General features: G+C 51.2%; 16 protein-coding genes. 7 read left to right on the forward strand and 9 right to left on the reverse strand.

Annotated features, from left to right (window positions below):
- The first annotated feature begins 125 nt into the window (after positions 1-125).
- Positions 126-1,493, forward strand: coding sequence for an FAD-dependent oxidoreductase (locus tag AC2JC8_RS08200; RefSeq protein ID WP_484401320.1), 1,368 nt, complete (start codon positions 126-128; stop codon positions 1,491-1,493).
- Here AC2JC8_RS08200 and cobM read toward each other — a convergent pair.
- Genes cobM through petC form a run of 4 tightly spaced genes read right to left on the reverse strand, consistent with a single transcriptional unit; the run spans position 1,447 to position 4,660 of the window.
- Positions 1,447-2,241 (reverse strand): precorrin-4 C(11)-methyltransferase, encoded by a 795-nt coding sequence (gene cobM / locus AC2JC8_RS08205; protein ID WP_484401321.1) that lies wholly within the window; start codon positions 2,239-2,241, stop codon positions 1,447-1,449. The genes AC2JC8_RS08200 and cobM overlap by 47 nt on opposite strands.
- 33 nt (positions 2,242-2,274) lie before the next feature.
- Positions 2,275-3,129, reverse strand: coding sequence for a prolipoprotein diacylglyceryl transferase (gene lgt, locus AC2JC8_RS08210; protein WP_484401322.1), 855 nt, complete (start codon positions 3,127-3,129; stop codon positions 2,275-2,277).
- A gap of 4 nt (positions 3,130-3,133) precedes the next feature.
- Positions 3,134-4,066 carry a cytochrome f gene (petA, locus tag AC2JC8_RS08215; RefSeq protein WP_484401334.1) on the reverse strand — a complete coding sequence of 311 codons (933 nt, stop codon included), beginning with the start codon at positions 4,064-4,066 and terminating at the stop codon, positions 3,134-3,136.
- A gap of 57 nt (positions 4,067-4,123) precedes the next feature.
- Entirely contained in the window at positions 4,124-4,660 is a 537-nt protein-coding gene (gene petC, locus AC2JC8_RS08220) for a cytochrome b6-f complex iron-sulfur subunit (protein WP_255131217.1), read from the reverse strand.
- 32 nt (positions 4,661-4,692) lie between these two features.
- Between petC and AC2JC8_RS08225 the strand changes: the two genes are divergently transcribed.
- Positions 4,693-5,055 (forward strand): DUF3067 family protein, encoded by a 363-nt coding sequence (locus tag AC2JC8_RS08225; protein WP_255131218.1) that lies wholly within the window; start codon positions 4,693-4,695, stop codon positions 5,053-5,055.
- On the opposite strand, the gene tatC is transcribed toward AC2JC8_RS08225, so the two are convergent.
- Both tatC and AC2JC8_RS08235 read right to left on the reverse strand, forming a co-directional pair.
- The gene (tatC, locus tag AC2JC8_RS08230) at positions 5,006-5,761 is read right to left on the reverse strand and encodes a twin-arginine translocase subunit TatC (protein WP_461556639.1); all 756 of its coding nucleotides are present in this window, start codon (positions 5,759-5,761) and stop codon (positions 5,006-5,008) included. The genes AC2JC8_RS08225 and tatC overlap by 50 nt on opposite strands.
- The gene (locus tag AC2JC8_RS08235) at positions 5,758-7,518 is read right to left on the reverse strand and encodes an Rqc2 family fibronectin-binding protein (RefSeq protein ID WP_484594500.1); all 1,761 of its coding nucleotides are present in this window, start codon (positions 7,516-7,518) and stop codon (positions 5,758-5,760) included. Before AC2JC8_RS08235 ends, tatC begins: the two co-directional genes overlap by 4 nt.
- 62 nt (positions 7,519-7,580) lie before the next feature.
- Here AC2JC8_RS08235 and gmk point away from each other — a divergent pair, with 62 nt between their 5' ends.
- The gene (gmk, locus tag AC2JC8_RS08240) at positions 7,581-8,150 is read left to right on the forward strand and encodes a guanylate kinase (protein ID WP_484401325.1); all 570 of its coding nucleotides are present in this window, start codon (positions 7,581-7,583) and stop codon (positions 8,148-8,150) included.
- On the opposite strand, the gene AC2JC8_RS08245 is transcribed toward gmk, so the two are convergent.
- On the reverse strand, positions 8,133-8,249 hold the full coding sequence (locus tag AC2JC8_RS08245; protein WP_484401327.1) for a Photosystem I reaction center subunit IX: 117 nt from the start codon (positions 8,247-8,249) through the stop codon (positions 8,133-8,135). The genes gmk and AC2JC8_RS08245 overlap by 18 nt on opposite strands.
- A 49-nt stretch (positions 8,250-8,298) precedes the next feature.
- Positions 8,299-8,799 (reverse strand): Photosystem I reaction center subunit III, encoded by a 501-nt coding sequence (locus tag AC2JC8_RS08250; RefSeq protein ID WP_255131223.1) that lies wholly within the window; start codon positions 8,797-8,799, stop codon positions 8,299-8,301.
- A 67-nt stretch (positions 8,800-8,866) separates the two neighbouring features.
- Here AC2JC8_RS08250 and tsaD point away from each other — a divergent pair, with 67 nt between their 5' ends.
- From tsaD to wecB, 3 genes are read left to right on the forward strand one after another with little or no spacing between them, the layout of a single operon-like run.
- On the forward strand, positions 8,867-9,919 hold the full coding sequence (gene tsaD, locus AC2JC8_RS08255) for a tRNA (adenosine(37)-N6)-threonylcarbamoyltransferase complex transferase subunit TsaD (RefSeq protein WP_484594501.1): 1,053 nt from the start codon (positions 8,867-8,869) through the stop codon (positions 9,917-9,919).
- 43 nt (positions 9,920-9,962) lie between these two features.
- On the forward strand, positions 9,963-10,118 hold the full coding sequence (locus AC2JC8_RS08260; RefSeq protein WP_484401329.1) for a high light inducible protein: 156 nt from the start codon (positions 9,963-9,965) through the stop codon (positions 10,116-10,118).
- A gap of 50 nt (positions 10,119-10,168) precedes the next feature.
- Positions 10,169-11,284 carry a non-hydrolyzing UDP-N-acetylglucosamine 2-epimerase gene (gene wecB / locus AC2JC8_RS08265; RefSeq protein ID WP_484401331.1) on the forward strand — a complete coding sequence of 372 codons (1,116 nt, stop codon included), beginning with the start codon at positions 10,169-10,171 and terminating at the stop codon, positions 11,282-11,284.
- Here wecB and AC2JC8_RS08270 read toward each other — a convergent pair.
- Positions 11,281-12,432, reverse strand: coding sequence for an efflux RND transporter periplasmic adaptor subunit (locus tag AC2JC8_RS08270; protein WP_484401332.1), 1,152 nt, complete (start codon positions 12,430-12,432; stop codon positions 11,281-11,283). The genes wecB and AC2JC8_RS08270 overlap by 4 nt on opposite strands.
- Positions 12,433-12,495: 63 nt before the next feature.
- Between AC2JC8_RS08270 and AC2JC8_RS08275 the strand changes: the two genes are divergently transcribed.
- Positions 12,496-12,983 (forward strand): GTPase (locus AC2JC8_RS08275; protein WP_484594502.1); only part of this gene is annotated, 488 nt, incomplete at its 3' end.

Raw genomic sequence — 12,983 nt, forward strand, 5'->3', positions numbered from 1 at the left:
CCAGTGACCCCTTCCGTGTGAAGGAAGTGCGCTACCACTGTGCTAATCGCCCATTGACCAAATCTTACCCCCCCAGTTGGCTTAGACTCGATACTTAGGTTTGATGGCTGTCTTGCGGTTTGCCTGTGCGTGAGGTTGATGTGCTGATCGTTGGGGGAGGCGTGTCTGGCACGGCTCTGCTCTTTTGCCTTGCCCGATACACAAACTTGGGCTCAGTGTTGCTATTAGAAAAAGAAAAGCAGCTGGCGCTGATTAATTCCCGCTCCACTAATAACAGCCAAACTATCCATTGCGGCGATATTGAAACCAACTACAACCTTGAAAAAGCGCTTCAAGTGAATCGGCGAGCCAATATGTTGGTGCGCTATGGCGAGCTTCTAACAGCGGCAGAAAGGCAGAAAGTGTTGTTTTGTTTTCCTAAAATGGTGCTCGGTGTGGGGCCTGAAGAATGCAATTTTCTGAGGGAACGTTTTAAGCAATTTCAGCCCCATTTTCCAGGTATGGAGTTACTTGATGCTGCAGCGATAGGTCGCTGGGAACCGGCTGTGGCAAAAGGTATTAACGCTGCTTTGAGGCCAGAGGAAATTACAGCTATCGGCCTTGCTGCCAGCACTTCTGCAGTGGATTATCAAGCCTTGGCTAAATCATTTGTCGATCAGGCAAAAGCTGCAATCGCTACTGATCTTGAGAAGGGGCTTCTGCGACAGCTGGAGGTGCAACTAAATCAAAAGGTGCTGAATATCTCTAAAGACGGAGATGGTTATGTAATTAATACTGCAACAGAAATAATTAAGGCTCGCTATGTGGTGGTGAGTGCCGGGGCCCATAGTTTATTAATAGCTCAGGCCATGGGCCATGGCTTGGAATATTCATGTTTGCCTGTAGCCGGTAGTTTTTACTTCACACCAAAACTATTAAATGGCAAGGTTTATACAGTGCAAAATAATAAGCTGCCCTTTGCTGCAATTCATGGTGATCCAGATGTTTTGGTGCCAGGAAAAACTCGCTTTGGCCCTACAGCCTTAATTTTGCCATTGCTTGAACGCTACCGGCCTGAAACTTTTTGGGAGTTTCTAAAGGTGTTGAGGCTTGATGGCGCAGTTTTAACAGTACTTTGGCAATTATTTCGCATTAGCGATATTCGCAATTATATTCTGCGTAATTTATTGTTTGAAGTGCCGTGGTTAAGGCGCTGGCTGTTTTTGCAAGATTTGCGCAAAATTGTGCCTAGTGCTCAATTAAAAGATTTGAAATTCGCTGAAGGATATGGCGGGGTGCGGCCTCAACTAATTGATAAACGTAATCATAAGTTGATGCTGGGGGAAGCTCGCATCAGCTGCGATGGGCCAATTGTATTTAATGTAACTCCATCACCGGGCGGCACTGATTGTCTCGGCAATGCAGAACAAGATCTAAGGGCGATAGTGGCACGGCTTAATTGTGAATTTAGGGCTGAACAGTTGGAGCAGGAGTTGCACCAATTGCAGGCCTAAATAAATGATCGTGTTCGGCGCTATAAAGCTTTGATCTTGCTGCTCCTGATGCATTAAGGGCAGGGCTTATTAAATAAAGAGTAGTGCGCTCCAATCTTTCTGCCTTGCTATAGGCAGCAAGACCTTTCAATGGCACCAGTTGTAATTTTTGATCGGGCCAGCTAACTCGATAACCCACCGCTACAGGGGTATCTGCTGGGTAATGTTGCAGCAATATCGCTTCAACCTCTTCCACATGGCGGGCGCTTAGATAAAGGCAGAGAGAAGCACCAAGAGCTGCTATGTGCGCTAAAGATTCGCGAGCTGGTGTGCCGGTGCGCCCGCTGGCGCGGCTTAGAACAATTGTTTGCACGAGCCCAGGAATTGTTAATTCAGCCCCAAGCGCTGCTGCTGTTGCTTGATAGGCACTAATACCAGGTATAACTTCAACTTCAATGCCAGCATCAGCTAAACGGGAAATTTGTTCATGTAAAGCGCCATATAAACAGGGATCACCATCGTGAAGCCGCACCACCCGTAGGCCGCGAGCTACCCCATCAAGCATTGCCTGAAGCACTTCTTCAAGGGTGAGATTGCCACTACGCAGTTTTTCACAATCGGCTCCTGCAAGGGCTGCAATTTGAGGTGATACTAAAGAATCGGTCCATACAAGTAATTGCGCCTGCTCGATAGCCCGCAGTGCTCTGATAGTTAGTAAATCTGGAGCGCCGGGGCCGGCGCCAACGATTTGAATCTTTGCGTTAGTCAATGGGTTGGTAATTAAGTTGTAATTAAAAGGTTGCTAACTAATTGGTCGTCCGGGATCTGGCAGTGATCTTTTAAAGGTAAGCAACCAAGCCAATCCAGCGGCCCCTGCAATTGCAAGAAATAAACTCACCAACTGGGCCATACGCAAGCAATTGGCTTCACCAAGGCTGCCCCATAGGCAAAGGGGATCTAGCCGTAAGCCTTCGATCCAAAATCTGCCAAGGCTGTAGCCCAAAGCATAAACGCAGCTAATTCCCCCTTTTGGTAACAGCCATTCGCCATTAGTTCGCCGCTGCCGAAATAATAAAATTAGTAATACAAATAAACCTAAATCCCAGATTGATTCATATAAAAAAGTGGGATGAAACCAGCTTTCATTTAAATATGCAGCAGGGCGATTTGCTACTGGAATAAAGAGTTTCCAGGGCAGTGATGTGGGTAAACCAAAAGCTTCTGAATTAAAGAAATTTCCCCAGCGCCCGATCGCTTGGCCTAGGGCCACTGATGGCAAAAGCACATCCATCAAAGCCCAGAATGACAGTTTCATCCAGCGGCTGTAAGCGATCACGGCAATAGATCCACCTAGCAAAGCTCCATGGATTGCGATACCACCTTTCCAAATTTGAAAAGCCTCAAGCCAATTGATTTGATATTGCTGCCACTCAAATAGCACGTAATAAAGCCTTGCCCCGATCACTGCAGAGAGCACGATTAGCGGTAGTAAATCCGAGATCACACCTGGATCTAGGCCGCGCAATTTTGCAAGCTGGCTTGATACCCAAAGGCCAAGCAATACAGCTACAGCAATCAGCAGGCCATACCAACGGATGGCCAAAGGGCCCAACTCCACCAGCAGCGGCCCCGGAGACTGCAATATCGATAGGGGCATGGAATCAAACGCCTTCTGCGGCCTGAACTTTTTCGATCTGACGCTTTTTCAACACGAGCATTATCTGAGCGATTGCAACAGCTGCAAGGAAAGCGAGCAGGCCATAAATACGCACTGGATTTTGCAACACCACTTCAGCATCCATCTGGCCAAAACCACCCACATTTGGATCAGAGGTGATGGGCAGGCCTGCGGTAACACTGTCTCCAACTTTCACCAGCAGTTCCGGGCCAGCGGGAATTGCCTCATCGGTGGAACTGCCATCAACGGCACTAATGCTCACAGTGGAACCGCCTTTGTCGTCGCTGGTGATGGCGCTCACCTGGCCTGTTACAGAGGCGTTGTAAATGCTGTTATTGCTTTTTTCTCCGGTGGGATACACCTGGCCGCGGCCGCGATTACCACCGATATGAAGTTGATATTTACCAAAGTGAATAGAGGAATCAGTGGCGGGATCGGGAGAAAGAATCGGGAACACGATTTCGCGATGCTCATCACCAGGCAACGGACCCACCAGCAAGATGTTGGGTTGGCTATCGCTGTATTGGGTGTAGTAAATCCCTTTGGTTTCTTCTTTTAATTCATCACTGAGCCGATCGGCTGGCGCGATCGTGAAGCCATCGGGCAACATCACAACAGCGCCCACATTGAGGCCTGCTCGGCTGCCATCAGCTGCCACCTGTTGCACTGCGGTGTCGTAAGGAATCTTTACTACAGCCTTAAAAACGGTGTTTGGCATCACCGCCTGCGGCACCTCTACCTGGGTGAGTTTTTTGGCGAGATGGCAGTTAGCGCAAACAATCTTGCCGGTGGCCTCCCGGGGATTGTCGTAGTTTTGCTGAGCCCAGAAGGGATAAGCCCAACTGGCTTGAGGTGCCACCAGCAAGCTGATGCTGAGCAACAAGGAGCTGATTAGCAGGGATAGAAAACGACGCATCGGAGGGGGAGGCGGGGCGGATCGGATCAAATAATTGAGGCTAAAAACGGCTGGAGTTCAGCCCCACCATGGCTTTTCGCCATTACGGAAATCTGTCTCAGACCATTGGGTAAGAAAAACGTTGTCGTTTTCTACCGATACATGGGCTAGAGCAAGAGATAGGGGGGCAGGACCCCGCACCACCATGCCGGCGCTGTCGTATTGGGAGCCGTGGCAAGGGCACATGAATTTGTTAGCGCCACTGTTCCATGGCACCACGCAACCAAGGTGAGTGCATATGGCATTTATGCCGTAATTGCCAATGGCTTCAGGCCCATCCACGATTAGGTAAGTGGGATCGCCTTTGAGGCCCTGCACCAAATTGCGATCACCTTCTTTATGGCTTGCAAGCCAGCCGCTGGCGGTAACCACATTGCCCAATTCATCTTTGGCGGTGGTGCCTCCGCCTCCGCCAGCTGCCCGGGGCGGGATGAAGTAGTTGACCACTGGGTAAAGGGCCCCCAGAGCTACACCTGTTACGGATCCAAAGGTGAGCAGGTTCATGAACTGCCGGCGACCCATGCCGGGTACGTCATTTGCCGATAGCTGGGTCATAGGTGGGCGCGCCGCCACAGATATCCACCATTATGAACCTTTCTCTCCACCATGCTGTTGCCCACTTGCTTGATCAGGTAGTGCCCCTCAGCGCCGAGGAGTTGATTGCAATTTTGCAAAACCGCTGGGGTGTGAGTTATCACCTTCAGTTCCATCGCCGCGCCGGACGCCTTTATTTCCAGGTGATGTGGGGCTATTTGGAGCAGCAATCCTTTCCCCTGGATGCGAATGAATACCAACTCAACATTGAGCAGGTGGCGGAGCAGCTAAACGGGCTCGGTTTGGCCGAACAGGTGCGCGAATGGTTGTTAAACACTCGTGATAAACCACGCCTTGGCAAGGCCCTTAGCTTCCCTCTAGCGGATCAGGGGCGGATGAGTGAATTCCTTCTGTGAGGGCAACAAGCCCCACCCCCACAAGGAATAAGGCGCTGATGGCCCCGCTAAGCAGCAGCATTGTTACCGGATCGGTGGAGGGGGTAAGCACAGCTCCAGCAACGGCTGAAAACAAGATCACCAGGCGCCAACTCGCCAGCATTGGCCGCCAGCGCACCAAGCCGAGCAAGCCCAGTAGCAGTTGCAAAACGGGCAACTGAAAAGCCAAACCTGTGGCCACCATCAGTAGCAAAACGAAATCTAAATAGCGCTCGATAGACCAAATCGGCTCCACCACATCGGCGCCATAACTAACCAAAAAGCGCAAGGCTGCAGGCACCAAGGCCCACCAGGCAAAAGTAAGCCCCACCAGAAACAGCACGGCTGAGGCTGCCACCGCAGGTGCCACCAAACGCCGTTCCCTGCGAGTAAGGCCGGGCATAACAAAAGCCAAACCTTCGTAGAGCACATAGGGAAGAGCCAAGGTGAGCCCGGCATAGCCGGCCACTTTCAGAGATACAAACAAAAATTCACCTGGCGCCAGTTGCAAAAAACGGATGCCTTGGGCCGGTTCCTCCAGCAACTTCACCAGGGGCCGCACCCATAGAAGGCAAATCGCCGCTCCAGATACCACCGCTGCAAGGCTGCGCAATAAACGCCAGCGCAATTCCTCGAGGTGATCGGAGAAGCTCATCTCCACTTCGGCCGGGAACTCCGTGTTGCTCATGGCTTCAGGCTAGGCAGCAGCGCCAAGGCGCGATCCGGTTCACCCCAAAGCAGTTCGCCGCCTCCATGGCGCACCAGGCCAGCTTCCATGCCTGGGATGCGCTGCAATTGTTCTACCGGCACCATCAACACCGGCACGCGCAGATTGCCGCGGCTACGGCTGAAATGGGCGGCAAGATCGGCAGCCGCCTGTAAATCTGCTTCAGCAACCAGTTGTTCGGAACCCTTGAGCACCACATGGCTGCCGGGTTGTTCTTGGGCATGGAACCAGAGATCACCGCGGCGAGCATTACGAAAACTGATCCAGTCGTTCTGGCGATGATTGCGGCCAATTAATAGGCGCAAACCCCGCGAGCTTGTAAGTGTGAGGGGTTGAGGTTCCTTTTCTGGGCGCCTGTGTTGGCGTTTGGTTTGGCTTTTTTTTGTTTGAAATGGGTTGAGGTCGCTCTGCAATGCCTCCAGTAATTCAAGGTCGTTTGGATTTGCAAACTCCAGTTGCAGCAGGCTGTTTTCCAGGAGTTCAAGGCGGCGTTGGTGGTGAGCTAAGCGCGGTTTAATCGCTTCAACGGAACGGCGCAATTTGCGCGCTTTTTTGTAGAAACGCTGGGCTTGAAAAACAAGGCTCAGCTGTGGATCAAGCTCTACGGGCAAACTTTCACCGCCTGCTGGATCTTCGAGCAGCAAGTGGCGATGGCCACTGCTGGCTACATCAGGGCGACAGAGCAGCAAATTTGCCTGCATCTGCAATAACGCTTCGCCGGAGCAGCGAGCTAGTAAATCTTCTTGTTGCATTAGTTCGCGCTGTTCGCGGCCTAACAATTGCTGTAATTGCTGGTTGAGTTTTTGCTGCGCAATTTCACATTGGCGGCGCTGCTCGCCCGCACCATAAAAAGCAGCAAGGGCGTAGTTAAAACAAAATTCGTTTTTTTGATCCGCAGCATCTTGATCAGTAGCAACGCTTTTTTCTGCTGTTGCGCCCCAACAGCGATAACCCGTGCCCCAGGGGCTAAAGCTGAGCTTGTTTGTTTCTAGATCGTTAAGCCAACACTGCCACGCGCTGAAGAGATCAAGCAATTGGGCTTCTGTTAGCAGGGTTACTTCCATTGATGAGTTGAGATCTGCAGCTTCTATCAATTGCTCCCGCAGGGCAGGGCCGAGGCCGCGATAGCTCTGCAAAAGAGCTTTACCTAAAGTTTCTGGGCGCAATAAAAGCCGTTGCCGCCACTGTTCAAAGGGTTCAATCCTGCTGGGAAATGCCCCTTGTAATGGCGGAGGAGGGCTATAGAAATCGCCAGTGCCGATGGGTCTTAAGCGTGATTGATGGGCCTGCACTTGGCGGCCGATAGCAATTACGGAATTATGTTCATCGAGCAGAAATAAATTGCTGTGGCGACCCATTAGTTCAAGCACCACAAGGCGCTTTTGGGTTGCTCCGGGGCGTTCGGCAAAACCGAGTTGCACCACCCGTTCCCAAGGGGGCTGCTCCAGGCTCACGAGGGCTAGGCCCCCTAGGGCATGTTGCAACTGTTGGGCCAAGGTGCTCCCTTCGCCTTGGCGCGGAGGGGCAGGTAAGCCATGGAATCGAGCGCCATCTGCTTGCCAACGCAATTCAAGCCAGAGCCGTTGCGTAAGGGTGCGAAACCCCAGCTGCACTGAGCTCGTGCTTGGTTGTTGGGCCTTTTCGAATCTGGCTGGCAGCAGCATGGGCTGCAGTTCTTCAACCACTGCTTGGAGGCAGGTGGTGTCTTGGGGTTGCATGGCCTCAGAGTGCCCGGTACTAGTTTCGCCAAGCATTCACCACTTAAATGGAGAAGCGGCCAATGGAAAGGCAAAAGCCAAGGCTCACCGTATTGAGTGGCCCTAGCGGCGTGGGAAAAGGAACCCTAGTGAAAGCGTTAAGAAAGAACCATCCTCAACTTTGGCTTTCGGTATCAGCCACAACCAGGCCGGCAAGGCTCGGGGAGGTAGAAGCTATTGATTACTTTTTTAAAAGTAATGATGAATTTAAGCAACTTGTGGCATGCGGCGGTTTGTTGGAATGGGCGCAGTTTGCTGGTAATTCTTATGGCACCCCTCGCCAACCTGTGGAGCAGCAATTAGCTGCTGGTGCACCGGTGCTACTTGAAATTGAGCTTGAGGGAGCACGGCAGGTGCGTAAAACCTTTCCTGAAGCTTTCCAAATATTTCTAAAACCTCCGTCTATGGCTGAATTAGAGGCCAGAATTAGGGGGCGAGGCACCGAATTAGAAACTGCGATCCAAAAACGCCTCAAAAGGGCAGAAGAGGAACTAAAAGCAGAGCTCGAGTTCGATGCGGTAGTTGTAAACAATGATATTAATGATGCATTAGTTCAGCTTGAAATGTTGATGAATTTAGCCGGGAACGAATAACATGTCTGGGAAAAAATGATTGAATTCAATCATGATTACAGCGGTTATCATGAACCAAATTGCTGCAAAAGCTGGCGCGGTGGTCAGAAATTTTTTCATGATTTGGGATTAGGTTTGAATGATTTAGTGAGTTGCTCGGATCTTTAAATCAGCGAGGTGAAACTGTTACTTTGCTATCTACTTCTGTGAGCTTATTAGATGTGAGTTCAGCAAAAGCAGCCAAAGGCCACCTGGCGGAATCCAGGGTGCACTTAAGAGCAACTGGAAGATCGATCTGAATCTCTTTCATGTTTGCATCCTTGCCTTTGATTGCTTGGATGTAAGACCTGCCAGCCCAGCCAATGCAGCCGGCGATATAAAGGAAAGCAATCCCTGGCAGCATGAATTCGCCAGCATGGCTCCAGCGACCATCTACTACAAGGTGGGGAAGGCCATCAGTGCCGCAAAGGGCTTGGCCGTAACGCTCGAAACGAGCCTGGGCAGATGCAGTTTTGGCGGATTTAGCCCGATATAGAAAACGGGCGTTTTCATTGCATTGAGTTAATCCAGCTACCCCGGCATGGGCTAACGGAACAAAACCCAAAAGCAGATAGCCGCAAAGAGCTACAGCAAAAAACTTTGAAAATGCCTTTGAGATCAGTTGTTGCATGATGCGCATGATGGGCAGGCCCGCTTAGCGGTTGCTCCCAATAGTTTATGTGTGAATTCCACCCCTAATGCCAACGGTTCTAGCTCTCGAAACAAGTTGTGACGAGTCTGCGGCTGCAGTGGTGCGCGATGGGGCTGTTTTGAGTAGTGAAGTAGCAAGCCAGGTTGAAGAACACGCCCTGTGGGGCGGGGTCGTACCAGAGCTGGCATCTCGCCGCCATGTGGAGGCTTTGCCACATTTAGTGGAAAGGGCACTAACAAATGCACGCGTAAGCCTTAGCGATTTAGATGCAGTGGCCGCCACAGTGGCTCCCGGATTGCTCGGGGCCTTAATGGTGGGATCTGTTACAGGCCGCTGCTTAGCCCAATTAGCCCAGAAGCCTTTTATTGGTATTCATCATCTCGAGGGACATCTTTGCTCTGCTCTTAGTGGTGATCAAGCTCCCCAGGGGCCAATGCTGGTTTTATTAGTGAGTGGCGGCCACACAGAATTAATAGCGCTGAGATCCTTTGGCAATTACGAACGCCTCGCTGGCAGCCGGGATGATGCGGCTGGAGAAGCTTTCGACAAGGTTGCTCGCCTCCTCGGTTTGGCCTATCCGGGTGGACCGGCCCTTGAAATTGCCGCCCGTGGCGGTGATCCCTTGCGTTTTCGCTTCCCGCCCGGGCGTATTTCATTGCCAGATGGGGGCGTGCACCCCTACGACTTCAGCTTTAGTGGTTTAAAAACTGCAGTGCTGAGGGAGGTGCAGCGTTGGCAAATTGCTGGGGAGCCCTTACCTGTGAATGATTTAGCAGCTTCTTTTCAGCAGGTGATTTGCAAAGTGTTGGTGGAGCGCAGTGTGCGCTGCGCCGTTGATCAAGCTTTGCCTGGTTTGGTGGTGGTGGGGGGTGTATCTGCAAATGCAGAATTGCGCCGCCAACTAACTGGGGCATGCACTGCCGCCAGCCTCAATTTGCATTTAGCCCCCCTTGCTTGGTGCACCGATAACGCAGCAATGATCGGATTAGCTGCCTGTAAACGCTTGCAAATGGGGCAAAGGTCGGCTTTAAACCTCGGCGTAGCCCCCCGCTGGCCTTTAGCTAATGCGATTGAGCTTTATGGCAAAGCGCCTTTTTAATATAAAAAATCACTTAATATTTCCAAAATATTTCCGTTTTGCCGTGTCGCCCACCAATCAGCTCGAGCCAACAGAACTGAATGCCTGGCGCAGGGGTTTTACCCCTCAGGCTGAAATCTGGAACGGCCGATTAGCAATGCTTGGCTTATCCGTTGGTATTGGCGCATTGGTGCTTTGGCGTTTAATTGCCACAAGCTAGAGCTCACATCAGGTAGCTCTCTTTAATATCAAGCTGCTAGAAAATTGCCATTGGCTTCATTACCGCGCGTCACTCTGGTGCTTGGCACCAGACCGGAAGCCATCAAAATGGCGCCGGTAATTTTGGCTTTCCAAGCTTCGCCACTGTTTGAAACCCGAGTTGTTCTAACTGGGCAACACAAGGAAATGGTGGCTCAAGTGATGGCACTTTTTCAGTTAACTCCAGATCGCGATTTGGAGTTAATGACCCCAAGGCAAACACTCACCCATGTGACCTGCGCTGCGCTGGAGGGTTTGCGTAAAGAATTTGGCGAAAATCGACCTGATTTAGTGCTTGTTCAAGGTGATACCACCACTGCCTTTGCGGCTGCTTTAGCGGCTTTTTACGATCAAATCCCGGTGGGCCATGTGGAGGCGGGGTTGCGCACAGATAATCTCTACGACCCCTTCCCGGAGGAAGCGAATCGTCGTTTGATCTCCCAGGTGGCTCAGTTGCATTTTGCCCCTACTGCCCAATCGGCAAAAAATCTTCAAGCCTCTGGGGTGGTGGGTGAGATACACACCACGGGCAACACAGTTATTGATGCGTTGTTGTTGATGGCAGCAGCAGCACCTAGTTGTGAAGTGCCGGGCCTTGATTGGCAAAAACAACGGGTGATTCTTGCCACAGTGCATCGCCGTGAGAATTGGGGCACCCCTTTAAAAGATATCGCGACGGGTTTTTTAAAGGTGTTGGATCGCCACCCCGATACGGCATTGCTATTGCCACTACATAAAAATCCAACAGTGCGGGAACCATTACAAGAATGGCTTGGTGATCATCCACGGATATTTCTCACCGAACCGCTTGATTACGACCGCCTGGTAGCTGCAATTCGTGGTTGCACATTATTACTTACAGATTCAGGTGGTTTGCAAGAAGAAGCTCCATCTTTAGGGAAACCAGTGCTTGTTTTAAGGCGCACCACCGAACGCCCAGAAGCAGTGGAAGCAGGCACAGCAAAATTAATAGGTACTTCCTCAGAGGCGATTGAACGGGAAACCTGCCTGCTCCTCGAAAAAAGTGAAGCTTATGCCGCTATGGCAAAAGCCCACAATCCCTTTGGTGATGGCAAAGCTAGTGAACGAATCGTTGCAACAAGTGCGGCTTACTTGGCAAACCGCTAACTCTCCTTACGCTTTTTCGCCCAGGGCGGCAGATCGATAAATACTTGTTCACCGGCTTTCACCCCTGTGAGTATTTGAGTATTGCGGCCACTGCTGCTGCCAAGTGTTATCTCCACAAAACGTGGTTGGTTGCCAGGGCCAGGCACCAATACCCCAGGTTTTCCATTCTCAGTAACAATTGCAACGGTTGGCAGTAAGGGTTTAGGTGTTAGGCGGCCGGCATCAAAATCGATATCGGCAGTCATGCCAATGCGCAATTTATTTAAGGGTGGATTAATTAGCTCTAATTCTACTTTTACGGTAGTTACATTGCTGCTCTTTTCTGTGCGTGGTGAGATGCGTTTTACTTGCGCTGCAAAGCGTTGATCAGGAAATGCATCCACTCTCACGCTGGCAGCTTGGCCATTTCTTATGCGGCCGATATCACTTTCAGGCACCTTGGCAGTTACCTGAAGGCCGGCAGCTAATTCCACAATTGAAGAGCTTGTTGCTCCTGCCGTTGCACTGGCAGCGGTAGTTGGTGTTACGTAAGAACCGGGATCTGAATATCGGTTAGTGATAGTGCCAGCAAATGGTGCGCGCACTACTAGATCACCCGATTCAACTTTTCGCTGGGCAAGGCGTTGTATGGCTGCGTTGTAAGCAGCTTTGCTGCTATCAAAGTTGGCTTTAAAGCGTGCAAGATCGTCGCCACTGAGGGCGCCCTGGCTGAATAATTGGAGGCGTCTTTCGTATTCGCCGCGGCTGCGATTTAAATCCACCCTGGCCACTGCTTGCTGTGCTCTTAGCTCTTCTAGGCGGTTGCGAATATCGCTTGGATCCATACGGGCAAGTGGTTGCCCAGCAATTACCTGGTCGCCTTCATCTACGTAAAGCTCCAGCAGTTGCCCTTGCCTTTTTGGGCTCACGTTTACGCGCTGCTCCGCTTCGATTTCGCCGCTAGCAGTGATGATTCCCGCCAAACTGCCCTGGCTCACCTTGGTTACGTAGGGCCCGATATCTCTTTTTGGCCCTTTAAGCAAAGGCAGCAACAAAAAACCAGCGCCACTAACAAGCACTAGCAACACCAATGCAGCAGGCCACCAACGTCGCCATGGGGCTGGTGCGGATTGAGGCAAGGTAGGTGTGTTGATGGTTGCTGTTTTCACTGCAATCATTCTTCATGAAAACAGCAGCACTGGCGAGTGCGGCTCACCCTTTAAATTAAAGAAATGCTTAAAGCCGGAATCGTGGGGCTGCCCAATGTGGGCAAATCCACCCTCTTCAACGCTCTGGTGGCTAACGCCCAAGCCCAGGCGGCCAACTTCCCTTTCTGCACGATCGAGCCCAATGTGGGCACTGTGGCGGTGCCGGATCCAAGGCTTGAGGAATTGCGGCAGCTTTCCAATTCAAAAGATGTGGTGCCCACCAGGGTGGAATTTGTTGATATTGCGGGTTTGGTGGCAGGGGCCAGCCAGGGGGAGGGTTTAGGAAATAAGTTTTTGGCAAATATCCGTGAAGTGGATGCAATTGTTCATGTGGTGCGTTGTTTTGAAGACGACGATGTAATTCATGTGAGCGGTTCTGTTGATCCTTTGCGGGATGCTGAAATAATTAATTTGGAGCTAGCTCTTGCGGATGTTGCTCAAATTGATAAACGGCGAGAGCGTCTAAAAAAACAACTGCGCACCAGTAAGGAAGCCCAGCTAGAAGATGATCT

The sequence above is a fragment of the Synechococcus sp. genome, from assembly GCF_982614295.1.

Excerpts from the sequence above, each read along its gene's own strand:
- lgt (WP_484401322.1), bottom strand. The coding sequence starts at position 3,129 with ATGCCCCTATCGATATTGCAGTCTCCGGGGCCGCTGCTGGTGGAGTTG.
- petA (WP_484401334.1), bottom strand. The coding sequence starts at position 4,066 with ATGCGTCGTTTTCTATCCCTGCTAATCAGCTCCTTGTTGCTCAGCATC.
- petC (WP_255131217.1), bottom strand. The coding sequence starts at position 4,660 with ATGACCCAGCTATCGGCAAATGACGTACCCGGCATGGGTCGCCGGCAG.
- AC2JC8_RS08225 (WP_255131218.1), top strand. The coding sequence starts at position 4,693 with ATGAACCTTTCTCTCCACCATGCTGTTGCCCACTTGCTTGATCAGGTA.
- tatC (WP_461556639.1), bottom strand. The coding sequence starts at position 5,761 with ATGAGCAACACGGAGTTCCCGGCCGAAGTGGAGATGAGCTTCTCCGAT.
- AC2JC8_RS08235 (WP_484594500.1), bottom strand. The coding sequence starts at position 7,518 with ATGCAACCCCAAGACACCACCTGCCTCCAAGCAGTGGTTGAAGAACTG.
- gmk (WP_484401325.1), top strand. The coding sequence starts at position 7,581 with ATGGAAAGGCAAAAGCCAAGGCTCACCGTATTGAGTGGCCCTAGCGGC.
- AC2JC8_RS08245 (WP_484401327.1), bottom strand. The coding sequence starts at position 8,249 with ATGAAAAAATTTCTGACCACCGCGCCAGCTTTTGCAGCAATTTGGTTC.
- AC2JC8_RS08250 (WP_255131223.1), bottom strand. The coding sequence starts at position 8,799 with ATGCAACAACTGATCTCAAAGGCATTTTCAAAGTTTTTTGCTGTAGCT.
- tsaD (WP_484594501.1), top strand. The coding sequence starts at position 8,867 with ATGCCAACGGTTCTAGCTCTCGAAACAAGTTGTGACGAGTCTGCGGCT.